We start from the raw sequence: 23,345 nt of genomic DNA on the forward strand, positions 1-23,345 counted from the left end.
AGCTTGGCAGAAAACGCGCAGAAAAGCAATTAAATTACTATCAAGTATTTATTTAAATGAAAAAAGAGCACACATGGTGTGCCCTTTTCAAGAAATATTACTTTTCTAGAATATCTTCTAGTAACTTCACTTGCTCGCTAACAGTATGTAACGTCTTCACCGATATATCATTTCGATGTTTTTCTTCTTCCACACTCGCTAGCACTTCTTCTGTAGCTGTAGAAGTTTGCTGAATTACGTTAGAAGCATGCGTAACATCCTTTACAATATTCGTCGTTTTAACTTGGAAACTTTCTTGATGAACAACAACCTCTCGCATTACTTTATTAATCGCATCAATAAACTTCCCTAAATCAGTTACGTTTGTTAAAACGCTTGCTAACATTTCGTTACACTCTTCTTGTACTCTTTCTGACTTCTCTACCTGCACTTCTACCTTACTTGCTTGATTACTAAACTCCTTCAAAATCCCTTGAATTCTTCCCGCAGAACGATTTGATTCTTCAGCAAGCTTTAACACTTCACTCGCTACAATAGCAAAACCTTTTCCATGCTCGCCTGCCCTGGCAGCTTCAATATTTGCATTTAAAGCTAGCAAACTCGTCTGACTTGAAATATTCGTTATTACATCTACAATTTCATTAATTTGTTTCGATTGCATCATTAAATCTCTAAATATAATTCCAGACTGTGAAACAACATCATTTAAACTTCTCATGTTAGCTTCAAAATTTCTTAAAGTATGTACGCTACCCTTTGAAATTTCTAAACTTTTATCCACACGAGCCGATGCAGTTCTTACTTGAGATATAATTTGTTCAATATTTCCCTCCATATCATTCAATACTTCTACCGAACGATACATCATTTCTGATTGTGATTGCGTACCAACTGCTACCTCTTCAAAGGCAAAATTAATTTCACTCATCGATTCCATCGACGTGTTCATATTTTGTCTTAAATGATTGAAATTACTATCTAGTTTCACAACTGTTTCTTCAATAAGTCTTTGCGTCTCTTCTAACTCCTGAGCTTTTCTCATTACTTCTTGCTTCTCATCACTTAAACGAAGGAGCAGATTAGAACCGATTTTCGTGACGCCCCACATAGCGATTGTTACAATCGCTAACAAACTTGCGAAATTAGCAGCTTCAGATGAGGCTGTATAAGCAAAAAATTGCTCCGGCCAATAGCTACAAAGGATAAATGTGATTACAACAGCTACCCCGCCAAGAATTAAAATGAGGCGCTCACTTAAGTAAATAAGTGAAACAGCTAATGTAAAATAGACCATTTGAAATACAGCCGGGCTTTCATTAAAAGCTTGTACCATAATGTAAGACATTGTAAGCAACATAAATGTCATGATATATTTATACGCTGATTCCATACTTTTTATAAAAGTAAAAAGCGTTCCAAATACAACGACAGAAATACCACAGATCCAAAACGCCATTGCTCTCTCTGTAAAAATATATCCATAATACCCAATCGCGATTATCCCAAGGAAGAAACTACAAATCGTTATAAACAGTAATAAATGATTTTTCTGTGATTCTTTCTCAAGGTTAGAAAAACAAGTCCTCTTTAACCACTCCATATGAAGCCCCACCTTCTACTTATACATATCAATTACTTCAGTTTAAATACCGCACTTACTGGGTTATGATCGCTATTTTCAAACTTTAAATCTTTCCCTTGTACATTTACAATCTCTACATTCGGTGAAACGATAAAGCCATCAATAATAGTGACGAAATTTTCACCTTCTACATATTTCTTTACATCATCTCTCACAGTCATAACAGACGGATCTACAGCCCACTTAAAGCCACCGTCTGTAAAGTCCTTCGGTAACTCTACTAACCACTCAGGACGCTCTTTCACGAACTTCGGATCACTTAATTGAGCGTTTGAAACTAATTGATTCCAATCTCCGCCCATTATTACGTAATCACCATTTTCATAATGCTTGTTCATATATTCTTTTAAGTACTCTACTTGCTGTTTTCTAATTTTCCCGCCTTCATCATAAGCAGACAAATGTAAATTTACGAGTCTAACATGTTTCCCATTATTAACAGGGATTTTATATTCCACAATTGCTCGATCTAAATCAAACAAACGCTTTGGCCAAGGCTCCATTCCAGGAAGCTGGAACCTCTTCGCTTCTTGAACAGTGTATTTAGAAAACGTACTTAATCCAGCCTCCGCATATCCCATTGGATTTGTTATTGGCACTGGAACCCATTTCGTATCGTAGTTCTTGCCAAATGACGAAACATAATCAGGTAATCCTTTTTTCAAAAATTCATGTTCATTTACATCAAATGAACGAAGTGACTTTATATCAACTTCTTGTAATAGTGCAAAATCACTATTCTCATTTTGTAAAAACGAAAGCATATTCTTTAAATTAGTTTCCGTTTGCTCTTTACTACTTGAACCAGATCCCTTTCCACCATCCATAAAGAAATCTTGATCCTTATCTAACCCAGCATATCCAATATTAAATGTTGTAACTTTAAATTCATTTCCAGTCGCTAATACGCGCTCCTTATTATTCTCCACCTTCAAGCTTGTAACATCAGCAGGCTGTTCTTTAGTAAGTGTCATATACGCTAGAAATCCTCCTACAATGCCCGCTACTACTAAAACACATATAAATACGATTTTAAAAAATTTCTTCAAATAAATGACTCCTTTTCACGCGAATTTATTTTTCTTTATTTTCAGTCAAATAAAACAAAACGACACACATAAGAAACATTTTATCATAATTAAAACCTTATATCACTATATTTAGTTGATAAGTAATCGATCCCATTTTAATTACTTAAAAAGCCTTCAGACATCAAAAAAAGAAAAGTTACACCCTCCTCCTCACTGGAAATTAAACGGTATATTTAGTACACTATATGTAATAATCATAGGCGATGGAGTTCGCCATAAACGCTGCTTAGCTAATGACTCCTACCAGTATGGATACTGGTAGGAGTCTATTTTTTTGAGCAAGCTATTTAAAGAGGTGAGAAAATTGATTTATATTATCGTTGGCATTGCTGGTATATTAGGAGCTCTTTCTCGTTATTATTTAGGTCTTAATATCAACACATTTTGGCATCATTCATTTCCATTGGCAACATTACTCATTAACTTAATCGGTTGCTTTTTCTTAGCGTGGCTAACTACTTATATCGCTCGGCTAAACATCTTACCTTCAGAGGTTATCACAGGCATCGGAACTGGATTCATCGGTTCCTTTACGACTTTTTCAACATTTAGTGTAGAAACTGTGCAATTGATCAATCATTCTGAGTGGAGCATAGCCTTCTTATATGTATCATGCAGCATACTTGGTGGCCTCATTATGTCTGGCCTTGGCTATACACTTGGAGATTTCTTAATTAAGAAATCTCTTACGGAAGGTGATTACTCATGATAGAAGCTTTATTAGTCGCAACAGGAGGATTTTTCGGTGCGATTACACGATTTGCAATTAGCAATTGGTTTAAGAAAAGAAATAAAACACAATTTCCAATTGCTACATTCCTTATTAATATAACAGGGGCATTTTTACTTGGATATATAATTGGCAACGGAGTCACTACAGGCTGGCAACTATTATTAGGTACTGGATTTATGGGCGCATTCACTACATTTTCTACGTTTAAATTAGAATCTGTTCAGCTTCTCAATCTAAAAAAACCGTACATCTTCCTTTTATATTTAAGTGCTACTTACATAATTGGTATCCTCTTCGCATTCCTTGGAATGAAGCTAGGCGGAATATAAAAAAAGCGACTCTATTGAGTCGCTTTTTTTCATAAGAAATATGTCCCGCCATATGGAATGGAAAATAAACCAGCTGGATGTACATCGTAATGTACAATTTGCATCGGAAGTTGTGAATACGGCATATACTGACTTTGCAACATTTGTGCAAAATATGCTTGTTGTTGCATTTGAATAGCTTGATTCACAGCATGAATTGTCCCCTGTGCCCCAGCCAGTGTAATAGCTGCTCCTACTTGTCTTCCATTATAAAAATGATGGTTCATCATGATTCATCTCACTTATTCTTTTTCTTCCATATGGTATGTTTCTATTTCATAGTAAGTGTTTTGTCCCTATAGGTTGCCCCTATCTATTGCCCTTTTTTAGCTTGGAAGTAATAAATCCAAATAATAATACACCAATACCACTAAGGAACAATACATAACTTATCGGTACTAGGAAAAAGAAAGGTTCTTCAAGGAATCCATCCGCTCCTACTTTACTGTTTGACGCATGTATAGTTAAAGAAATAATCGCTAAAATCATGAAAGAAATAGCTACTACGTATTTATTTTTCATTTCACATTCTCCTCTACTTATGTAATTCTTCTTAAATCGTTAACATCATATTATCTAAAATAACATTAACAGTCAATAATTATTTATCGTTTAACAATAAATAATTATTGACTAGACTAATAAAAAAAGGTTTGCGAAGCATCTTAAATTCCTTCACAAACCTTCTAAATTATAAATATTTACACTTCAAACCTCTTGCTTAATACAATATACATTGCGCAAAATAGCACGAATATCCCAGCATAAATTAACAAAATCTCTACACTAAACATATCCGACAACGGACCAAATATTATCATTCCTAAAGGAAGCGCGCATGAATTCGCAATTTGTACAAGGCTGAACATCCGTCCGTGCATCGATGGTTCTACTTTCTCCTGCAATAACACAGTAACTGGTGTATTGAAGCACGGCATTGTTATACCAATTAAAAAATTAAATACTAAATACATAATAAATATCGGTGCTATTCCGAGTCCAATCATAAGCAGTCCATATAATGCACAAGCTAGCGCTGTTGTATACATACGATTACGAAAGCCACCCCACGCCGCAATCAATACGCCACCAGCTGCCGCACCCGCACTAAAGGTCATCTCACTAGCAGTAAGTCTCCACATTTCAGCCCCGAAAGAACGAGTTACCATTAAAGGTGTTAAAAAAGCAGCTGGACTTATTAAAATCATGACGATAATCAATAAAACGATTAGCCTTTTAATAAATACATTTTCTTTTAAATAAGAGAATCCTTCTTTAATTCCTTGTAGATTAGAGTTTTGCTTATTCTCTGCATTCACATGTCCCTCTACTTGAATGATAAGCATAATACTAATTCCAATCATAGCCGTAATAACATCAATAAAAAATGTTGTTTCAATGCTGGCAATAGAAAGAATCGCAGCACTTGCTGCTGGAGAAAGAAACATAATTAAAGATGTAATACTGCTATTTATTCCATTTACTTTCATAAGATACTCTTTCGGAACGATTTGCGGAATTAATGCATTCACAGCTGGCGTTTGTACTCCTGTTCCAGCTGAACGAATGAGTAACACAATAAAAAGTAACCAAATACTTTTATATCCTGTTAAAAATAAAATTGCTAAAACTAACGTCGCAATCGCTATAATCCCGTCCGATAACATAATCATCTTTTTACGGTCATAACGATCAATCCAAACACCTGCAAACAAAGATATCGCAATTTGTGGTAGGAAACCGCAAACAGTTGAAATAGTCAACATCACTCCTGATGATGTTGTAAGGGTGATATACCATATAATCGCGTATTGCACGAGAGAGGAGCCGAACAACGAAATAGTTTGAGCGGTCAAAAATAATATAATTTTCGTTTTCCAATTGTTTTCACTCATATGTTTCACACCCCCTTAACTAATCCTGTCTCTATATGAAAGATGCTATCTGCCCAATCAAGATAAAAACTCGCTTCGTGAGATACGAGGATAATGCTGCCCTTAAACTTAATTAGCGCCTTTTGCAAAGCTTCCTTCGCTTCTGCATCTAAATGATTTGTCGGCTCATCTAAAATTAAGAAGTTACAAGGTGATAGTAATAATCCGCACAGTTTCACCTTCGATTGTTCACCACCACTTAACGTACGAATTTCTTGCGAAACGTGCGTATCCTTCACTCCACACGCAGCTAAATGATGGCGTATTTCCTTCATATTCAGTTTAGGAAACTGTTCTGAAATAATTTGAAGCGGCGTTAAAGAATCGTTGCTCCAATTTAAATCTTGCTCATAATATCCAATCTTTATTTGCTCTGAAAAGTGAAACTCTCCAGAAATACTAGCAATATTTCCAACGATTGTTTTTAATAAAGTAGATTTCCCTACTCCATTGAAACCTGTAATAACAAGTTTTTGCCCACCCATTACTGAAAAATTCAACTTTGGTAAGAGAGCGAAGTCGTAACCAACTTCAAGGTTATTTACTTCAAGAACTGTCTGAACTGAAATGGGAAGTTCCTGAAAATGAATAGACGGTTTATGAGTAAAACTTGGTGGTGCAATTCTTTCCATACGCTCCAATTGTTTTCTACGACCTTGCGCTATTTTTGAATTCACCCCAGCAATATTTCTACGAATATACTCTTCCGTTTTTTCAATTTTCTTTTGCTGTGCATAATATTGGCGAATATAATCTTTTCGTAAATGCTCCTTTTGTCTTACAAAATCTGAGTATTTACCGTAATACTTCTTAACTGTTCCGAACTCTACATCACATATGCAAGAAGTTACTTTTTCCAGAAAATCAAAATCATGTGACACTACAATAAACGCTCCTTCAAAATTCATTAAATAATTAGCAAGCCACTCCACATGCTCCTTATCAAGAAAATTCGTCGGTTCATCTAGTAATAAAATATTAGGCTCTTCTAATAAGAGCTTCGCTAAAATTACCTTTGCACGCTGCCCTCCGCTTAATTCACCAATAACACGATTCATCCCAATCGCATCAATACCTAAACCGGCTGCCACCTTATTCGTAATACTGTCTACTGAATAAAAATCACGAGCTTCAAGCTGCTCTTGCATTTCAGCTGCTTTTAGTAGTTGATTCTCATCTCCAGTCATCGCACTTTCTTCATATAACTTGTTCATTCTCTTTTCCATTTCATACAAATCATAAAAAGCTCTCTTTAAATATTGTGAAATGGTATAACCCTCATCAATTTCAGCGTATTGATCAAGATGCCCAATTTGAATATTAGGTTGCCACTTTATGTCTCCCTTATCAGAAATAATCTCCCCCACCAATATTTTCATTAATGTGCTTTTCCCTGCACCATTCTGCCCAACAATCCCCATATGCTCCCCTTTATGCAAATCAAAAGAAGCATTCTCGTATAATACTTTATCTATAAAACTATGTGATAAACTTTCAACTTTAAGTAAACTCATTTTTATTCCTCTTTTCCTGAAATTAAAAAAAGCAGAGAGATAGCGTCATTCGACACTAGCCCTCTGCTTCGTGGTTTTTCCTATACTACTCCAATTTACGGTAAAGACTCATCGGAATAATATACACAAAGGGCCATAGACAAAGCATTGTCTATGGCCCCTTAATCTATTTTATACACCAGCTGAAAAACCATAACGAAATAAGCATAGATAAACTATACTTTTTTAGAAAAGTTATTCAGCCGATGAATATAGGGGATTTATACCCCTTGATTAAGCTCCGTACAACGCTTCACCGTATACATTTGTGCGGAGCAAAGTTTTCTAATGAGTTTTACAAATTTTACATAAAGCATATTCTGCACCTTCCTTAATACTTAAAAGGGATTTTAGCATACGGTTTTACGAAGCGTCAACATTACTTCCGAATCTTTCAACTACTTGTTTTCAAAATATTGCTTCTGAAACATACACATTCTTATCGCATTATGATAGTTACCATCAACGAAAAACTCATCGATAAGTTCGCCTTCTACCATAAATCCAACCTTTTTATAAACATGTACTGCTTTTTCATTTTCCTTATCCACAACTAAATATATCTTATGCATATTTAATACAGCGAAAGCATAATCCATTGCTAAACGCGTCGCCTCTACTGCATAACCATATCCTTGATAATTCGGATCAATAATAATTTGGAATTCTGTTCTACGATGAATATAATCGATTTCTACTAACTCAACTAATCCAACCATTTCATTGTCTTTCTCAACGATAAATCGGCGTTCGCTTTGATCATGTATATGTTTATCGTATAAGTCTTGCAGCTCCACAAATGCCTCATATGGCTCTTCAAACCAATACGACATAATATGCGCATTATTATTCAGTTCGTGTACGAACTTTAAATCTTCTCGTTCCAATGGACGTAACTTCAATTCCTGATTCATTCCTATAACCTCCAAGTAAAAGAAACCTCTTCACTTAATTTCTCAATTTTTTTCGATTTCAAACGCCCTAATTTCATTGTAAACTTTCAAGCAACTTGAAGGTCAAGATGTAAAAAAGTAGTGCAAACTTACGTCTGCACTACTACTCTTTTCTCAAATCTCTCATATTCGATATGTATAAAGCAATAACTAAAACAAGAATTGCTCCTGCGTATAATAACGTCTCCATCGGTTCCTCATGAGACACAATAATCAATCGAATTAAGGCCGTAATTCCGATATAAATAAAATAACGTAACGGGAAATGATAATTCGATTTAAAATACTTAATAATTAATGCAATGAACTCGAAGTATAAGAAATAAACGATGATACTTTCAACCAATTTATAAGACGTATACTCTTTTGCCGAAAAAATATACTGCACAAATGTAATTGTCTCATTCACTAAGAAAATTGATAACACAATGGATAATATAATTAAAGCTATATTTAATATCCATTGCAAAACACTAGCTATAACATGATCGATATTAAATGACTTCATACTCTCTTTAGACTCCCCTTCGTATAAGTACTTATTTATTATAGCAAAATTACGATTGGAAAGAAGTTAAATCATATATTCGTCCTTTGTTGTTTCCAGTGTAGGGAAGATTTAGTGTGTGGAGAATTCTGTTTACAACCATACCCGACGAAACATGGAGAAACTCTTTCAAATTACCGTTCGTACATGTCGTACTAATGAGCAATGCATAATCTCGTATAGCATCCACATGTGCCACTTTTGAAAAATCTTTACAACTTGTACAACGCCAACCCTTCTTAACTTTAACCATTGGAATAACTAAGCATTTCTCACATTGTACTCCATTTAGCAACTCCTCTTTTTCTATTTTATATTGCTCAAGTATATTTTGTTGAAGTGGAGAATGCTCCGCTATTATTTGATGAATGAGCCTATCTACATTATCTATAACTTTTCTCTTATATTTACTTTCAAACCACTTTATTTTATGAGGTAAATTGGCACTATGAATAATTGTATGAAGAAGATTGTCATCTGAAGATTTTATAATGGTACGAGGCGAGCTAATAACAACGAGGGACTCAATTGGAAGACTAGAGGAAAATCCATGTGAGTTTAACCATTTCTTTAGTTGTATTTCTTGCCTTTTTATTTGTAAAACCGGATCTGGAAATCCCTCTGAATTTCCTTCTGTTATTCGGATAAGTTGATTAAACTTTGCATCAAACATTAATGTACCTGCTATATTTTTTATCTCAAGAAAAAGAAGAAACTTTGTGGAAAGGATAATAGTATCAATTTGAAAGTATTTATCATAATTACATAAGCGAACATCATGTAAGACACTATACTCTTTCTCAGAAATAAAACTAAGCGGATAATCAATCGCTTGCTCTCCTTTATACCCCGCCATGTGTTTTGCCAAGTTTTCTCCAATTAAATTTCGTTTCGGATGATGTACAGGTAACCTTCTAAGAAGTGCTTCTAACTGTCTTATATAAATCGGCATTTTTCTCTCTTTCACAATCACCTCAAACACCCCTTTACAAATATATCAACGATTTTTTCAATATATCTATCACAACTCACAATATATCAACGATTTTCTCAATATATCTATCACAACTCACAATATATCAACGATTTTTCCAATATATCGATTGGTCGACAATATCTGACACTACCTCACTCCAATCACTCACAGCATATCCTAGAAAAACATCTTCAGCAAAAACTTAAAATCGCATTTCCTCATAAAAAAACATAACCCGCTCCTCCAGCAAAGGTATGGTTTTTAACCCTGCGATGCCACTCTATCTATAACCTTGCTGTGAATTCCACAAAATCCATTTGTACTTATACCAACTTTCACTTTTTTCACACTGAAACTATATCCGTTAAAATCGTTTCATAACGTTATTACTTCCGCATAGCTACAATTTATATAATAACGGCACAGTACAAATAACGTGCTGAATCACTAAGTATGGGGGAATAACGATGAACGAAGCGTTACTATTAGTAGACATACAAAATGATTACTTTGAAGGCGGCAATATGGAATTACATCAACCTGAAAAAGCCGCACAAAAAGCGAAAGAAGTCTTGAAAGTATTTCGTGAAAATCATAAAACAGTTATTCACGTACAACATATCGCGAACAATGAAGGAGCTACTTTCTTCTTACCTGATACAGTAGGTGTTCAAATTCATGATGATGTACAACCGATTGTTAACGAAAGAGTCCTACAAAAACATCACCCCAACAGTTTTTTAAGAACAAATTTATTAGAAACATTAAAGACAGAGAAAATAGACCAACTAGTCATTTGCGGTATGATGACTCATGTATGTATTGATGCAACAGTGCGCGCTGCCAGTGACTTCGGATTTCAATGTATTGTAATTGAAGATGCTTGTACAACAAAAGATTTAGAATTCCAAGGAAATCTAATCCCCGCAGTACACGCTCATCAATCGTTCATGAGTGCATTAGAGTTTGGTGATATTTATGCAACAGTCATGTCAGCAAACTGTTTTATAACCAAAAGCAAATAAAGAATTACAGTTCCATATGAAAAAAGAAAGGATAAGTATCTTATTCTTTCTTTTTTTCCATCATCTTAATGACAGTATTTATACGATAATCACCATAATGTAAAACATCTGCAAGAGTCTCTTCTAATTGCTGATGCGAAGATGTATGAAGAGTCATGACATAGCACCCATCGCCGCTTATACGATACATTTCAGTAATTACGTCCGTTTTTTCAAAAAAATTTTGAATTTGATTATGATAATGCGGTGCATGCAAAAATAGTGTAACAAAGGTCATAATAGATCCTTCTAGCTTAGCCCTGTCAATATTTATCGTATATTTTTGAATGACACCTGCCTCTTCTAATTTATTAATTCGCTTCCCAACAGCCTGACCAGTCAAATGTACTATCTCCCCAATTTCCTTCCAGTTCATTCTAGCGTTTTCTTGTAGTAATTGTATAATCTTAAAATCTGTTGAATCAAACATGGACATCCCCCTTCCTATACGAAACGAATTCTATAAAAGCTTCATTTCCCCTACAGTTTTTCTCAAAAGTTTTGCACTACAATCGATTAGCTCTATTAGCAATTACATTATTGTTAGTGGCTTTCCTTCTTCTTTACAATGTATTTTTTGGATTACTCGTAGGCACTACAGCAATCTAGCGATTTTTTATAAATATGAACATTTTTTAGGAATTAGTTTATCTTTTTTTAATGTTTTATTTAGAGGCAGTTTATAGTCGGGTATTAACATAAGAAACGTAGCGACTAAGTTCATATATGACGCACCGCTACTATAATCGCTAACCGTACTACTTGAAATCATAAAATAAGGAGACGATAAAACATGAACAAAAAAACAAAAGCACTATCATCCATACTGCTCGGATTCACATTAGCATTAACAGGGTGTGCTGGTACTAAAGCTGAAGAAAATCATGGGAAACAAAAACAAGAACAAATTGCTAAAGAAACAAAAAAAGAAAATAAATTAACTAAAGGGCAAAAAATGGCTAATATTCTTAGCGAGACAAATTGGCAAGGTACACGAGTGTATGACAAAGATAAGAATGACTTAACAAAAGAGAATGCAAACTTCATTGGTCTTGCAAAATATGATGCGAAGTCAGGCAGATATGAATTTTTTGATGCTAAAACAGGTGCAAGTCGTGGCGATAAAGGAACTTTCTTTGTCACAAATGATGGGAAGAAGAGAATATTAATTTCAGAATCAATGAAGTATCAAGCTGTCGTTGACATGACAAAACTAAACAAAAATGTATTTACTTACAAACGAATGGGGAAAGACGCTAACGGTAAAGATGTAGAAGTTTTCGTTGAACATGTTCCATATAAAGAAAAAGAACTTTCTTTCACTGACCCGGACAAGCAGTTGAACACGACTACAGGAGATATTGTTAAAAATGTTGATGGAGATAAAATTTTGGGCGGCACCCTTTGGCACGGAACAAAGGTATTAGACGAAGCTGGTAACGATGTAACACAGTTTAATTCAAATTTTATAAGTCTAGCAAAATTTGATGACAAATCTAATAAATATGAGTTCTTCAATAGCGAAACAGGTCAAAGCCGCGGTGATTATGGCTACTTCGATGTTGTACACGAAAATAAAATAAGAGCCCATGTTTCAATTGGAAATAACAAATACGGTGCTGCTCTTGAACTTACTGAACTAAATAAGAATAAATTTACGTATAAAAGAACTGGTAAAGACCAAGCTGGTAAGGATATAACTATATTCGTTGAACATGAACCTTATAAAGGTGATATGAAACCACAATTTAGCTTTTAAAAACGTTTGATTAAAGATCCTGTACTGAGTTGCAGGATCTTTCTTAAGACAAAATTATTTATGATTCTCTTGAAAGAAATCGTCTCATATCCCCCTCAACACTTCAGCTTAATTGTTGAATATAACAACTTTAAAAAGCCTTACTACACATAAATCGTAGTAAGGCTCTGACTATTTAAGATAAACATTAAACGACTTCATTATCTCTATACAAATAAAGTTTAGCAAATAATGTTACTATCTCCTCCAAAGAAAAGAAACCTTATTTCAACTTTCCTATTGATAAGTTAACACGATAGTTCCCATATTTTAATAGTCGTCCTAGAAAGTTATCTAAGTCTTCGTTGGAAGCAAAATGTGTTTTTAATAAATAACACCCCTCACCACTTATACGGTGTACTTCAGAAATCCCTTCTTCTCCTTGAAAGAAATTCATAAACTCTTGGTGATTAGCTGTTGTTACGAACAAAGTAACAAATGCAGTCACTACTTGTCCTAATTTGATTCGGTTTATTGCAATTGTATACTGTTCAATAATCCCTAAATCCTCTAATCTTCGAATTCGATTTCCTACAGCTTGCCCCGTCATATGTATTTTTTGGCCAAGTTCTTTCCATTGTATTCTTGAGTTTTCTCCTAATAATTTCAGTATCTCAAAATCTGTTTGATCAATGATATAAACCAATCCTTTCACCGTGAAAGTAGAAAGCCCGAAAGTGTTTCGCCAACTTATTCTGCTTATCGATACAATTCACTATACTTAGTTTATCCTCTTACATCACATTATTTATCAGCTATATTTACTTATAACTCAGAGGACACAACAAAAAAATACATCTAGATTTAAAGGAGGTTACAAATATGTTATTACAAGAAATTCTATCGTTCAATGAACATTTTGTAGAAAATAAGGAATACGCTCCTCGTGAAGCGACAAAAATGCCTAAAAAACGTATGGTTGTTGTTTCTTGCATGGATGCTCGTTTAATTGAGCTACTTCCAAAAGCTTTAGATATACACGATGGTGATGCAAAAGTTATCAGAAATGCAGGTGGTAAAATTGCTTCTGCTTTCGATAGTGTTATGCAAAGTGTTGTAGCGTCAGTATACGATTTAAATGCAGATGAAATCTTCCTTATTGGACACCATAGATGTGGCGCGAGCCAAACGAATCCAAAAGGAACACTTCAAAAAATATTAGATCGCGGAGTAGCTTCATCAGAAATTTTATCAGCGATTGAATATGCTGGTATTGACCTTGAAAAATGGTTATTCGGATTCGATGATGTTTGCGACTCAACGCAAGCTAATGTTGATTTAGTAAGAAATCATCCACTTATCCCAAAAGATGTTCCTGTACATGGTTTAGTTATTGACCCTCACACAGGTAAATTAGATGTAGTGGTTGATGGATATAAAGCGTTAAATAGTAAAACAAAATAATAATTATCACGTATATGAAGGGAAGTTATGAGATATGAAAAAACAAGTATTAGATATGAATAGACAAGAAGCTACGCAAAAAATTTTAGCGGCAAAAATTAAAAAAGGGTTAACTTGGGAAGAAATTGCAAAAGTAAGTGAACACTCTGAGACTTGGGTTGTAACAGCCTTATTAGGACAAGCTACAATGACACGTCCAGAAGCAGAAGAAATTGGTAAACTATTAGAATTAGATGAAGAAGTAGTTCAAGCATTAACAGTAGTTCCACTTCGCGGCCAAGTAATGGAAATGCCTCCTACGGACCCGATTGCATATCGTTTATATGAAATGATGTTACAATATGCACCAACTATTAGAGAATTAATCTTAGAAAAATCCGGCGAAGGTGTAATGAGTGCAATTAACTTCAACTTGGGTGTGGATACACAAGAAGATCCAAAAGGTGGCGATCCTCGCATCGTAATTACACTTAACGGTAAATTCTTACCATTTCGTGCATGGTAATTAATTAAAAATCTATCTATATCATTAAATTAATTTTATAGATTTACAAAATCCATCCTTTTTAATCTAACTGTGTAGAAAGGATGGATTTTTAATATGAGATTCTTTTTCGGCAAAGGAGAATAATATGAATAAAGAATACTTTGATACGAGCTTTAATATTCTACAATGGTTTGTGTTTCTATTAGCAAATGCAATTGCATTACCTATAATTATTGGTGGCATATTCCATTTACCAATAGAGGATGTCTCAACATTAATGCAGCAAACTTTTTTAGTGGTAGGAATAAGTTCATTTATACAAGTATGGCTTGGGCATCGCTATCCCATCGCGGATGGGCCAGCCGGTTCATGGGTAAGTATATTTGTCATATCGGGACAAATCGCTATGCATCAGGGACAAAGTGCAAAAGACGTGTTGCAACTTTTAGAAGGCGGGTTAATTATTGCAGGTATATTACTCTTCATACTTGGTATAACAGGGCTTGTACATCGAATCTTACGTTTATTTACCCCTTTAGTTACAGGAACTTTTCTTTTAATCTTAGCACTTCAGCTTAGTGGTGTGTTAGTAAAAGGAATGATAGGATTACAAAGATCTGCAACCCATCCTGACTATACAACAGCTACTATTGCTCTCTTTGTTTTTGCCCTTATTACTTTCTTATCAATTAAAGGGAAAGGATGGATGAAAAGTTACGCTGTATTACTTGGAATTTCATGCGGTTGGCTTTTGTATGCAGTATTAGGAAAATCATCTCATATGCCTTCGCACACAACACTAGTTAAGTTACCAGAGATATTTGCTTGGGGCACACCTAGATTCGATATTGGAATGACTCTAACTGCAACTTTATTTACATTTCTTTTAGTTGCAAATACAATCGCTGCTATTTCGGCTGTAAAACAAGTGGCTCCATTATCTAAAGAAAATGAAAAGCAAACACTGAACCGTGGTGTATGGGTCGGAGGTATATCACATATTATCTCGTCGTTGTTCTCTACAATTGGAATTGTACCATTACCTGCATCAGCAGGATTTATCAAACTAACAGGACAAAGAAAAGTGAAGTCGTTCCTTATAGCAAGTCTTATATTAGCAGGAATTTCTTTTATTCCCTCAATTGTAAACTTTATATCCTTGCTACCAGGACCTATTGCTAATGCTGCACTTTTAGCAACATTTGTCCAAGTAATAGGCATTTCATTTCAATCCATTTTACGTGAAGCAGTAAATCAACGCCGATTAACTATATTAGGAATTTCATTATTAATCAGTTTAGGAATATTGTTTCTTCCAGAAAGTGCATTTAGCGGAATTCCTTCTTCCTTACAATATGTTTTAAGTAATGGCTTACTTGTGGGTACCATGCTTGTCATTCTATTAGAACAATTTTGGAAAGAGTAAAAAGCGCCCTACTTATAGGGCGCTTGTTTTATACTTAATGACTAATACTAGCTGTTGGGTATAATGTTGTTCCTCCAATTGAAACTTTTATTTCATTTGTTAATGGAACATTTTGTTCATTAATAATTGTTCTCCACCATTCCCATGCAAGACCTGTACATTCTCTTGCTACAATTTTTATATTTTTTGAATTCGGTGGAAGAGGGATAACTGTAGAGTAATGAGCCGTTTTGTCTTTTCCACTACCATCCCACGTTTTATGTGTTAGTACTTCGTTACCCTTTTGATCAAATGTGAATTCATCCCAAGATACATCAAATTGAGCAACGTAAGCACCGTAATGATCAAGTGTCATTTTAGCACTTGAATATTCTGTGGTTGTCGTCTCAATATAATCTGTATTGTTATGAACAGCAGCAGTTGCATTATCTTTTAAGAAAGTGCTTGTATATGATATTGGGTATGCTGGATTTTTAAGACTTAATTCAGCATTATCTTTAATGATATTTCGGATTTCATTGAAATCTTTAGTAACAACCTTGTTATGCTCTTTCGCATCTCCGCCTAATACTACAGCAGTAAAGGTACTTTCTTCAAAAATATCTTTATACTGTCCACTTGTTTCAACGCTGTTATTCTTAAGTAAGGCTTTAAAAGCAGCTTGTACATCTTTGCTCTTAGATGTTGTTTCTAATTTTACATAAATCGTTCTACCATAAGCTACATTTGAAACCATAACAGGTGGAGCCGAATTACTTACGCCTTTTCGAGTTAACTCGTCAAAAGTAACGCTATTATCAAAAAGGTCGGATGGATTGTTAGGTAGTTCAGCACTTACCGTATAAAATATTTGCTTATACGCCGCTACCATCACTTTTTTCTCTCCATTTGCAACCGCATTAAAATCAATGTTTAGACTGTTATCAAGATATTTAGCGTTAACATTAAGAGCGCTTGCGATTTGTGATTTACTATAAACCATAGATTCCGTATACTGCATTCTTGCAGGCAACGTATGTGTTGTAGAATACTTTTCATTCCAAGTAGATACTAAATCGTCTACTGCTCCAGCTACATTACCATATGTCGGATTTTGGACAGTGATTGTATTTTCTTTTCTCATGCCCGGTAAGTCTATACTAATATTCAAAGGCTTTCTCTTAGCCACTAATAAACTCGGTTGATTGTCTGCAAAAGCTTTATTTGCAAGTTGTACAGCTCCTGGATACGTGCGATTCACTACAGAATCAATAATTGAAATATCGACTGGTGACGTTGTAAGTGATTTTTTCTCGCGTTCCACTACTACAAATTTACCATTTGAATTGATACTTTCTTTCGGAACAAAACTTTCTACTTTATCACCATTTACAGCTAAAACCTCTTGATTATTATATTTAAGATTTGCTATACCAGTATTAATGCCACTAGCATTTTTGATTACATCAGTTACATTACTTGCTTGTGTTTCTGCGAAGGAAATAGATGAATAATTAATAGTGCATAGACTAACTAATAAACATGTAAGGAACTTTCTTCTTTTAGTGTTTTTCTTAATATTCAGAAAAATCACCCCGTTCTTTTTTTAGTAAAATATGATAATGATTGATAAATGATAGCTAACTAATAAACTTACATAAATGCTTTTAAAAGTTCTTGAATTAACGGGATTACGCCACCTACAAATTTTAAAACTGCCATTGCGATTTCCATATTATTTCCTCCTTTTTATTGCTACGAAAATATGATTTATCTTTATGCCCTCATTATAGTGACCCCTTACACTTTTATCAATACACTCTGATATGCAATATTACATATACAAAAAACAAGCTGAATTCTTTTGAAAAATTATACAGAGATATTTTTTCCACTTGGTACATACTTGAAAAGGTGAAGCATTCTTTTGCATTTTATGAGTAATCACATAAAAAAAGCTGCTGCCTATAAAATACAGACAGCAACTTCAACTAGAGTGTCTTGCATAATCTACGCAAGACATTTTATAACTAATAAACAGCGATTGGCCCATAAGGACCATTAATAATCTCTATTTTTGTTTCAAAAATATCTGTCAAAAGTGTTGGGTCCATAACTTCTTCTACTGTTCCAAAAGCAGCAATTTGTCCATCTTTCATAGCACAAATTTTATCCGAATATTTAGCTGCAAAATTTATGTCATGCATGACAGTCAAAATTGTTCGTCCAAATTCATTAGCTGCACGTCTCAAATGCTCCATCATTTGAACAGAACGAGCAACATCAAGGTTGTTCAAAGGTTCGTCCAAAAGTACATATTCCGTCTCTTGGCACAATACCATCGCTACATATGCCCTTTGTCTTTGACCACCAGAAAGCTCATCTAAATATCTATTCTCTAAACTAGTTAAATCTAAGAAATCGATATATTTAGAGATGATAGCCTCATCTTCTTTAGTCAATCTTCCCTTTGAATAAGGAAAGCGCCCAAATCCAACTAGTTGTCTCACAGTAAGCCTAGTTACAAAATGATTTTCTTGTCGCAATATAGTCAAAACTTTTGCTAAGTCTTTTGATTTGGATTCAGAAACATCCATATTTGCTACCTGAATTTGACCTTCATCCATATCTAAAAGTCTGCCAATCATCAAAAGTGTCGTTGACTTTCCAGCGCCATTTGGTCCAATTAAAGAAGTAAAGCCTGCTTTTGGTATTTCAATATCCAAAGGTCCTATTTTTACCTTATCAGTATAGAACTTTTTAACATTATCAATTTTTATCATAAAGCCCTCTTCCTTAAAACTATAGTTAAGAATATGATTCCACCGAATAATTCAATAATAACTGAAACTACACCTTGAGCATGGAATACATGATACATTAAAAAGTATGCGCTCGTCATTATTAAAAATCCTATAGCAAAAGCCATCGGAAAAATATATCTATGATCATAAGTTGACGCTGCCTGATAACTCAAAGTTGCCACTAAAAAGCCGTAGAAAGTAAGTGGCCCAATTAGAGCTGTTGAAATGGACATTAAAATAGCTACTAATACAAGCGTATAAATTACACTAGGTTGGTATTTAACTCCAAAAGAAGTAGCAACATCTTTTCCTAGTGACAAAACATTCAAATTCTTAGAATGAGCAAAAATTAATACCGCTACAATTATGATCATAGGAATTACAATAGGAAAATATGCAGGATCTGCATGATTAACAGAACCAAATAATCTTGCTTGTAAGATATCAAATTCTGAAGGCGCAAGTAGTTTTCTCATGAAAGTTGACACAGAATTTAGCCCGGTACCAATAATAATTCCAACTAAAAGCATAAGTTGTAAATTCCCGTATTTACCGGAAAGTAACCATCCATAAAGTATCAAACTCATGAAGACCATAACAACAACTTGGAATAAAAATGATCCAATTCCATTAAAATTTATTAACGCACTAGCACCAAAGAAGAATACTGTACTCGTTTGAATTGCTGAATAAAGTGATTCGAAACCTAAAAGCGATGGAGTAATAATTTTATTATTCGTAATAGATTGGAAAGCAACTGTCGACAAGCTATGGCAAACTGCAGCGATAATCATTGCAACAATAGCTACTATCCTTCTCTTAACGACTGGGATAAAAGAAGGTGAATCTATCGGAACTGGATTGTTATAAACTAAAAGTCCATATGAAGAAAGAAGACCTAAAGCAATCAATGTTATCAGTAAAATCCAATAACGTCTTGCTTCCTTCTTAGACCGAAAAGCGCTAGCTGATCTACTTTCATTATGAAGGCTAGAATCGATTTCGACATTTTCTTTTTTTCTATATTCTAATGTGATCATCGTAGCCTCCTTGGTTTTCTTTGTCTCAATAAAATAGTAATAAACACGACTGCTCCCACTGTTGCAAGTATTAAAGAAACAGGTAATTCAAAAGGCTGTATAATTGTTCGAGAAATGATGTCACAGGCAGTTATTGATCCCATTCCGATCACACAAACCCAAGGTAAATTACTCCTAAGATCATCACCTCTAAACATTGAAACGATATTTGGCACAATTAATCCTAAGAAAGGTAAGTGTCCAATAACAGCTGCAACAATTCCAACTGCAACAGAGATAAGAGCAGTCCCAAAAAGAACAATTCTATTGTAATTAACTCCAAGACTTGTTGCGACATCTTCTCCTAGTCCAGCTAAAGTCAATCTATTAGCATACATAAAAATAAGAAAAGTAATGATAACAATCAGCCATAAATATTCATATCTTCCCACCTGAATGTTAGCAAATGAACCTACAAACCAAGTTTCAATACTTTGCGTCTTTTGAAAAAGGAGTCCTAAAAAAGTAGACACTGCAGAAATTACTGCTCCAAGCATCAATCCAATAATCGGAACAATTAAAGACGAACGAAGCTTAACTCTTCTTAAAAATAGAAAGAAAATCATAGTTCCTATAAAAGAAAAAATGATTGCACCAGTCATTCTTTGAACTAAAGTCGGGGCAGGAAATAATAAATACACAAAAAGCAGGCCTAAGCCTGACCATTCAATAGTCCCCGTTGTAGTAGGTTCAACAAAGCGATTCTGTGTAATGAGTTGCATTACGAGCCCTGCCATCGCCATCGCAGCTCCAGTAAGCATTAATGCAGCTGTTCTCGGAACACGAGTTATGAAAAACATCTCTGTCCCGTCCTCTTGTCCACGTATATCATAAACTCCAGTAAACAGTGATATAATCCCTAAAATTATAACAACTATAACTGCTATTATAAAAGGTTTTGTCCATATTTTATTTTGATTATAAAACTGGGGTTGAGAAACATTCTCAACCCTAGAAATCATATTTTTTGACACTGTTTCGTACCCCTTTACACTACTTAGCTAAAGTTTTTGCCATATTTCCAAATAACTCTATATAAGTTTGAATTGATTCATTTGTGTAAGTATCTTCTGGTGCATAAATAACTTGTTTTTTAGAAACAGCAGTTGTGTTTTGAAGAGCAGGTGATTTAGAAATAACATCCTTAGCAGGTGTTGACTTAGCTGCATCAGATGTTGCAGCATCACGATCTAATACGAAAATCCAATCAGGATTTGTTTGTGCAATAGCTTCAACAGAAACGTCATCACCTTTATGACCTGCAGTAGAATTTGAAACTTCTAACGCTGGAGTCCAACCGAAAATTTCATACATTGGTCCCCAAACGCGACCAGAATGTGGAGCAGCAAAACCAATATTACCACCAGTAACGATAACACTCATAACTTTATCTTTTCCGTTATAAGCAGATTTTGCTTTTTCAATAGATTTATCAAAATCAGCTACTAATTGTTTAGCTTCTTTATCTTTATTAAAGATTTTTCCTAAAGTAACTGTAGAATCTTTAAGTCCTTTTACTAAGTTTTCGCCAGGCTTAGTAGCTTTCTCAGAGACATCAAAATTAAGATCAATAACTGCTGCATTTGGTACTAATTTTTTGATTTCTTCGTAATGGTCAGCAAATCTTTGACCAACGATTACAAGGTCAGGGTTTGCCGCTGCAATAATTTCAAGATTTGGTTCACGGTGATTCCCAATATTTTGAACTTTTTCATCCTTTTTATATGCTGAATCAGCAGGCATGATATCCTTTGGAGCAGCCGCTAATTTAATTCCCCAATCAGATAAAGTTTCAAAAGTTCTGTTATCCAAAGCAACTACATTCTTTGGGTTTACAGGAACTTTAACAGTTCCATGAGCATCAGTGATTTCAACCGTTTTTGGCTTATCACTACCATTATCTTTATTATTAGCCTTCGAAGTTTCTTTACTTGAATCTGAGCAAGCTACTAACATTAAAGTGAAAATTGCTAGAATACTCACTAATTTTAAAAGCATAGATTTTTTCATATGTATACTCCTTATAGTGTGATTTATTTCGAAAATGATGACATCCATAGATTGAATTAGAAGGTAACTTTTATTCAATCGAATCGCTATTGATAATCATTTTCATTTGAACATCCTGTTAATTAGTATAGTCATTAATTCTGTGAAAATCTTGTGAATGGTGTGAATTCATAAAATCAGGCATAAAAAGTAATATGTGAAGTCAGGCGTGTTGATTAACCATGATTTCCTCTACAAAACACGCTCATTAATAGCTAATATTTTTATAATCCATTTTTTTTACGTCTTTTAATATTTCTAAGAAACTATTTGATTATTAGATTCAATAGAAAAAAGAGTAAAACCTGAATGAAACAGTTTTACTCTTTTTTCTATTACCTTATTTTATCATTCAGTCATTGAATAACCTCTACCATGTATCGTTTGAATATATCTGTCTTTCTTCTCGCACTTTAACTTTTTTCTTACATACCCAATATATAAATCTACTACATTTGGATTTACTACTACGTTATATCCCCAAACTTGATTCAAAAGCATCTCACGGCTCAATATTGTGTTTTTGTTTTTAATTAAAAATACAAGTAAATCATACTCGCGCTTAGTAAGTGAGAGATTTTCGCCACCTTTTTTCACAATATTGCTAGATGCATCAACAAAGAGATCTTTAAACTGAAAAAAATTCATCTCATTTTGCTGGATATAGTCACTTCTCCTTAAAATTGCTTGAACCCTTGCTACTAATTCTTCTTTCACAAATGGTTTTCTTATATAATCATCTGCTCCTGCTTGTAGCCCTGCTATGCAATCCTTACTAGAAATATTGTCGGTCACAATAATGATCGGTGTCGTTTTAACAAGTCGTATTTGTCTGCAAATTTCTGGTCCCGATATACTTAATGAGTCCCAATCCAATATGATAATATCCCAATCTTGTTCATATATTATATTTAAACCTTGGTTTTCATTGTGAAGTTTTAAAATGAAATAGCCTTCTTGCGTTAGACCGCTTACAATTTTCTTTGCTGAAGACCGTTCATTTTTAATCACCAACACCTGCTTCACCGATGGTTCACCTCTACTTCAATATAACTTATTTAGATAAAAAATTATCTCCAAAAAACAATTTAAGATTTATAAATTTAAAACCCCTAAATAATCCATTAAAACAGTTTATTAGGAGAACTCTATATAATCTTACAATAGGTATGGATAAAAACACAAAACATATGAAGATTCAAATAAAGCGAAGTGTTAATTAAATAGAGATGTTCATCCCCCACTGCTTATGAGTCCTCACCAATCAGGCTTTTACTGGATAAAGTTGTGATAGTTAAGGGATAACACACAAGATGCATTGATGATGTAATTGAAAGAACCAAGAAATTAGATACATTCTATTTTTAGAACCATAACCTCGCCAATATGGCAAAGTTATGGTTCATATCATACAATGTCATTTTACCTATAAGTTGGCCAGAAAACACTTATTTTTGT

General features: G+C 34.2%; 24 protein-coding genes and 1 riboswitch. Of the genes, 7 read left to right on the forward strand and 17 right to left on the reverse strand.

The window, feature by feature from the left end:
• Positions 1–97: 97 nt before the first annotated feature.
• Together AC1Q8M_RS21705 and AC1Q8M_RS21710 are read right to left on the reverse strand one after the other, a co-directional pair.
• Positions 98–1,600: a DUF4077 domain-containing protein gene (locus AC1Q8M_RS21705; RefSeq protein WP_000455093.1), complete on the reverse strand. Its 1,503-nt coding sequence runs from the start codon at positions 1,598–1,600 to the stop codon at positions 98–100.
• Positions 1,601–1,632: 32 nt separating this feature from the next.
• Entirely contained in the window at positions 1,633–2,691 is a 1,059-nt protein-coding gene (locus AC1Q8M_RS21710; protein WP_000713106.1) for an endonuclease/exonuclease/phosphatase family protein, read from the reverse strand.
• A 232-nt stretch (positions 2,692–2,923) separates the two neighbouring features.
• A riboswitch (Fluoride riboswitch) is annotated at positions 2,924–2,983 on the forward strand.
• A gap of 54 nt (positions 2,984–3,037) precedes the next feature.
• On the opposite strand from AC1Q8M_RS21710, the gene crcB (AC1Q8M_RS21715) reads away from it, so the two are divergent.
• Together crcB (AC1Q8M_RS21715) and crcB (AC1Q8M_RS21720) are read left to right on the forward strand one after the other, a co-directional pair.
• Positions 3,038–3,442 carry a fluoride efflux transporter CrcB gene (gene crcB, locus AC1Q8M_RS21715; RefSeq protein ID WP_000639312.1) on the forward strand — a complete coding sequence of 135 codons (405 nt, stop codon included), beginning with the start codon at positions 3,038–3,040 and terminating at the stop codon, positions 3,440–3,442.
• Positions 3,439–3,795 (forward strand): fluoride efflux transporter CrcB, encoded by a 357-nt coding sequence (gene crcB / locus AC1Q8M_RS21720; protein ID WP_000568579.1) that lies wholly within the window; start codon positions 3,439–3,441, stop codon positions 3,793–3,795. Before crcB (AC1Q8M_RS21715) ends, crcB (AC1Q8M_RS21720) begins: the two co-directional genes overlap by 4 nt.
• 29 nt (positions 3,796–3,824) lie before the next feature.
• Here crcB (AC1Q8M_RS21720) and AC1Q8M_RS21725 read toward each other — a convergent pair whose 3' ends face one another.
• The 7 genes from AC1Q8M_RS21725 to AC1Q8M_RS21755 all read right to left on the reverse strand — a co-directional run bounded on the left by AC1Q8M_RS21725 (position 3,825) and on the right by AC1Q8M_RS21755 (position 9,788).
• Complete coding sequence (locus AC1Q8M_RS21725; protein WP_000980931.1) at positions 3,825–4,064, reverse strand: DUF3947 family protein; 240 nt, start codon at positions 4,062–4,064, stop codon at positions 3,825–3,827.
• Between the two features lie 79 nt (positions 4,065–4,143).
• The gene (locus AC1Q8M_RS21730; RefSeq protein WP_000792612.1) at positions 4,144–4,356 is read right to left on the reverse strand and encodes a DUF3955 domain-containing protein; all 213 of its coding nucleotides are present in this window, start codon (positions 4,354–4,356) and stop codon (positions 4,144–4,146) included.
• A 179-nt stretch (positions 4,357–4,535) separates the two neighbouring features.
• Positions 4,536–5,729 carry an MFS transporter gene (locus AC1Q8M_RS21735; RefSeq protein WP_141533166.1) on the reverse strand — a complete coding sequence of 398 codons (1,194 nt, stop codon included), beginning with the start codon at positions 5,727–5,729 and terminating at the stop codon, positions 4,536–4,538.
• A 5-nt stretch (positions 5,730–5,734) separates the two neighbouring features.
• Positions 5,735–7,282 (reverse strand): ABC-F family ATP-binding cassette domain-containing protein, encoded by a 1,548-nt coding sequence (locus AC1Q8M_RS21740; RefSeq protein ID WP_000054875.1) that lies wholly within the window; start codon positions 7,280–7,282, stop codon positions 5,735–5,737.
• A gap of 437 nt (positions 7,283–7,719) precedes the next feature.
• Positions 7,720–8,235: a spermidine N1-acetyltransferase gene (gene speG, locus AC1Q8M_RS21745; RefSeq protein ID WP_001071095.1), complete on the reverse strand. Its 516-nt coding sequence runs from the start codon at positions 8,233–8,235 to the stop codon at positions 7,720–7,722.
• Positions 8,236–8,377: 142 nt separating this feature from the next.
• Positions 8,378–8,782: a phosphate-starvation-inducible protein PsiE gene (psiE, locus tag AC1Q8M_RS21750; RefSeq protein WP_000834708.1), complete on the reverse strand. Its 405-nt coding sequence runs from the start codon at positions 8,780–8,782 to the stop codon at positions 8,378–8,380.
• A gap of 49 nt (positions 8,783–8,831) precedes the next feature.
• On the reverse strand, positions 8,832–9,788 hold the full coding sequence (locus AC1Q8M_RS21755) for a nuclease-related domain-containing protein (RefSeq protein ID WP_002094194.1): 957 nt from the start codon (positions 9,786–9,788) through the stop codon (positions 8,832–8,834).
• 476 nt (positions 9,789–10,264) lie between these two features.
• On the opposite strand from AC1Q8M_RS21755, the gene AC1Q8M_RS21760 reads away from it, so the two are divergent.
• Positions 10,265–10,822: a cysteine hydrolase family protein gene (locus AC1Q8M_RS21760; protein ID WP_001001092.1), complete on the forward strand. Its 558-nt coding sequence runs from the start codon at positions 10,265–10,267 to the stop codon at positions 10,820–10,822.
• 40 nt (positions 10,823–10,862) lie between these two features.
• Here AC1Q8M_RS21760 and AC1Q8M_RS21765 read toward each other — a convergent pair whose 3' ends face one another.
• Positions 10,863–11,291, reverse strand: a complete 429-nt coding sequence (locus AC1Q8M_RS21765; protein WP_225986878.1) for an Lrp/AsnC family transcriptional regulator — start codon at positions 11,289–11,291, stop codon at positions 10,863–10,865.
• 363 nt (positions 11,292–11,654) lie between these two features.
• Between AC1Q8M_RS21765 and AC1Q8M_RS21770 the strand changes: the two genes are divergently transcribed.
• On the forward strand, positions 11,655–12,620 hold the full coding sequence (locus AC1Q8M_RS21770; protein ID WP_098855483.1) for a DUF4822 domain-containing protein: 966 nt from the start codon (positions 11,655–11,657) through the stop codon (positions 12,618–12,620).
• Between the two features lie 262 nt (positions 12,621–12,882).
• Here AC1Q8M_RS21770 and AC1Q8M_RS21775 read toward each other — a convergent pair whose 3' ends face one another.
• Positions 12,883–13,314, reverse strand: coding sequence for an Lrp/AsnC family transcriptional regulator (locus tag AC1Q8M_RS21775; protein ID WP_002008929.1), 432 nt, complete (start codon positions 13,312–13,314; stop codon positions 12,883–12,885).
• A 167-nt stretch (positions 13,315–13,481) separates the two neighbouring features.
• On the opposite strand from AC1Q8M_RS21775, the gene AC1Q8M_RS21780 reads away from it, so the two are divergent.
• From AC1Q8M_RS21780 to AC1Q8M_RS21790, 3 genes are all read left to right on the forward strand, one after another.
• The gene (locus tag AC1Q8M_RS21780; RefSeq protein WP_000926482.1) at positions 13,482–14,063 is read left to right on the forward strand and encodes a beta-class carbonic anhydrase; all 582 of its coding nucleotides are present in this window, start codon (positions 13,482–13,484) and stop codon (positions 14,061–14,063) included.
• 55 nt (positions 14,064–14,118) lie between these two features.
• On the forward strand, positions 14,119–14,568 hold the full coding sequence (gene cynS, locus AC1Q8M_RS21785) for a cyanase (protein WP_025118105.1): 450 nt from the start codon (positions 14,119–14,121) through the stop codon (positions 14,566–14,568).
• Between the two features lie 127 nt (positions 14,569–14,695).
• Positions 14,696–15,976, forward strand: a complete 1,281-nt coding sequence (locus tag AC1Q8M_RS21790; protein ID WP_098855482.1) for a purine/pyrimidine permease — start codon at positions 14,696–14,698, stop codon at positions 15,974–15,976.
• A 34-nt stretch (positions 15,977–16,010) separates the two neighbouring features.
• Here the strand turns inward: AC1Q8M_RS21790 and alo are convergent, their stop codons facing one another.
• The 6 genes from alo to AC1Q8M_RS21820 form a co-directional block, all read right to left on the reverse strand.
• On the reverse strand, positions 16,011–17,549 hold the full coding sequence (gene alo, locus AC1Q8M_RS21795) for an anthrolysin O/cereolysin O family cholesterol-dependent cytolysin Alo (RefSeq protein ID WP_098361553.1): 1,539 nt from the start codon (positions 17,547–17,549) through the stop codon (positions 16,011–16,013).
• Between the two features lie 436 nt (positions 17,550–17,985).
• Positions 17,986–18,738, reverse strand: coding sequence for an iron ABC transporter ATP-binding protein (locus tag AC1Q8M_RS21800; protein WP_000590061.1), 753 nt, complete (start codon positions 18,736–18,738; stop codon positions 17,986–17,988).
• Positions 18,735–19,799, reverse strand: coding sequence for an iron chelate uptake ABC transporter family permease subunit (locus tag AC1Q8M_RS21805; protein WP_000631245.1), 1,065 nt, complete (start codon positions 19,797–19,799; stop codon positions 18,735–18,737). The genes AC1Q8M_RS21800 and AC1Q8M_RS21805 overlap by 4 nt, the downstream gene beginning before the upstream one ends.
• Entirely contained in the window at positions 19,796–20,812 is a 1,017-nt protein-coding gene (locus AC1Q8M_RS21810) for an ABC transporter permease (RefSeq protein ID WP_098855481.1), read from the reverse strand. The genes AC1Q8M_RS21805 and AC1Q8M_RS21810 overlap by 4 nt, the downstream gene beginning before the upstream one ends.
• A gap of 19 nt (positions 20,813–20,831) precedes the next feature.
• Positions 20,832–21,848, reverse strand: a complete 1,017-nt coding sequence (locus tag AC1Q8M_RS21815) for a siderophore ABC transporter substrate-binding protein (protein WP_097924553.1) — start codon at positions 21,846–21,848, stop codon at positions 20,832–20,834.
• A 387-nt stretch (positions 21,849–22,235) separates the two neighbouring features.
• Complete coding sequence (locus AC1Q8M_RS21820) at positions 22,236–22,913, reverse strand: response regulator transcription factor (protein WP_098361554.1); 678 nt, start codon at positions 22,911–22,913, stop codon at positions 22,236–22,238.
• Positions 22,914–23,345 lie beyond the last annotated feature (432 nt).

The organism is Bacillus sp. GW823-FHT06A10 (genome assembly GCF_058795375.1).

What these genes read in the sequence shown, in the direction of transcription:
- AC1Q8M_RS21705 (WP_000455093.1), bottom strand. Translation starts at nt 1,600, where the DNA reads ATGGAGTGGTTAAAGAGGACTTGTTTTTCTAACCTTGAGAAAGAATCA.
- crcB (WP_000568579.1), top strand. Translation starts at nt 3,439, where the DNA reads ATGATAGAAGCTTTATTAGTCGCAACAGGAGGATTTTTCGGTGCGATT.
- AC1Q8M_RS21725 (WP_000980931.1), bottom strand. Translation starts at nt 4,064, where the DNA reads ATGATGAACCATCATTTTTATAATGGAAGACAAGTAGGAGCAGCTATT.
- AC1Q8M_RS21730 (WP_000792612.1), bottom strand. Translation starts at nt 4,356, where the DNA reads ATGAAAAATAAATACGTAGTAGCTATTTCTTTCATGATTTTAGCGATT.
- AC1Q8M_RS21735 (WP_141533166.1), bottom strand. Translation starts at nt 5,729, where the DNA reads ATGAGTGAAAACAATTGGAAAACGAAAATTATATTATTTTTGACCGCT.
- AC1Q8M_RS21740 (WP_000054875.1), bottom strand. Translation starts at nt 7,282, where the DNA reads ATGAGTTTACTTAAAGTTGAAAGTTTATCACATAGTTTTATAGATAAA.
- speG (WP_001071095.1), bottom strand. Translation starts at nt 8,235, where the DNA reads ATGAATCAGGAATTGAAGTTACGTCCATTGGAACGAGAAGATTTAAAG.
- psiE (WP_000834708.1), bottom strand. Translation starts at nt 8,782, where the DNA reads ATGAAGTCATTTAATATCGATCATGTTATAGCTAGTGTTTTGCAATGG.
- AC1Q8M_RS21760 (WP_001001092.1), top strand. Translation starts at nt 10,265, where the DNA reads ATGAACGAAGCGTTACTATTAGTAGACATACAAAATGATTACTTTGAA.
- AC1Q8M_RS21765 (WP_225986878.1), bottom strand. Translation starts at nt 11,291, where the DNA reads ATGTTTGATTCAACAGATTTTAAGATTATACAATTACTACAAGAAAAC.
- AC1Q8M_RS21770 (WP_098855483.1), top strand. Translation starts at nt 11,655, where the DNA reads ATGAACAAAAAAACAAAAGCACTATCATCCATACTGCTCGGATTCACA.
- AC1Q8M_RS21780 (WP_000926482.1), top strand. Translation starts at nt 13,482, where the DNA reads ATGTTATTACAAGAAATTCTATCGTTCAATGAACATTTTGTAGAAAAT.
- cynS (WP_025118105.1), top strand. Translation starts at nt 14,119, where the DNA reads ATGAATAGACAAGAAGCTACGCAAAAAATTTTAGCGGCAAAAATTAAA.
- AC1Q8M_RS21790 (WP_098855482.1), top strand. Translation starts at nt 14,696, where the DNA reads ATGAATAAAGAATACTTTGATACGAGCTTTAATATTCTACAATGGTTT.
- AC1Q8M_RS21800 (WP_000590061.1), bottom strand. Translation starts at nt 18,738, where the DNA reads ATGATAAAAATTGATAATGTTAAAAAGTTCTATACTGATAAGGTAAAA.
- AC1Q8M_RS21805 (WP_000631245.1), bottom strand. Translation starts at nt 19,799, where the DNA reads ATGATCACATTAGAATATAGAAAAAAAGAAAATGTCGAAATCGATTCT.
- AC1Q8M_RS21815 (WP_097924553.1), bottom strand. Translation starts at nt 21,848, where the DNA reads ATGAAAAAATCTATGCTTTTAAAATTAGTGAGTATTCTAGCAATTTTC.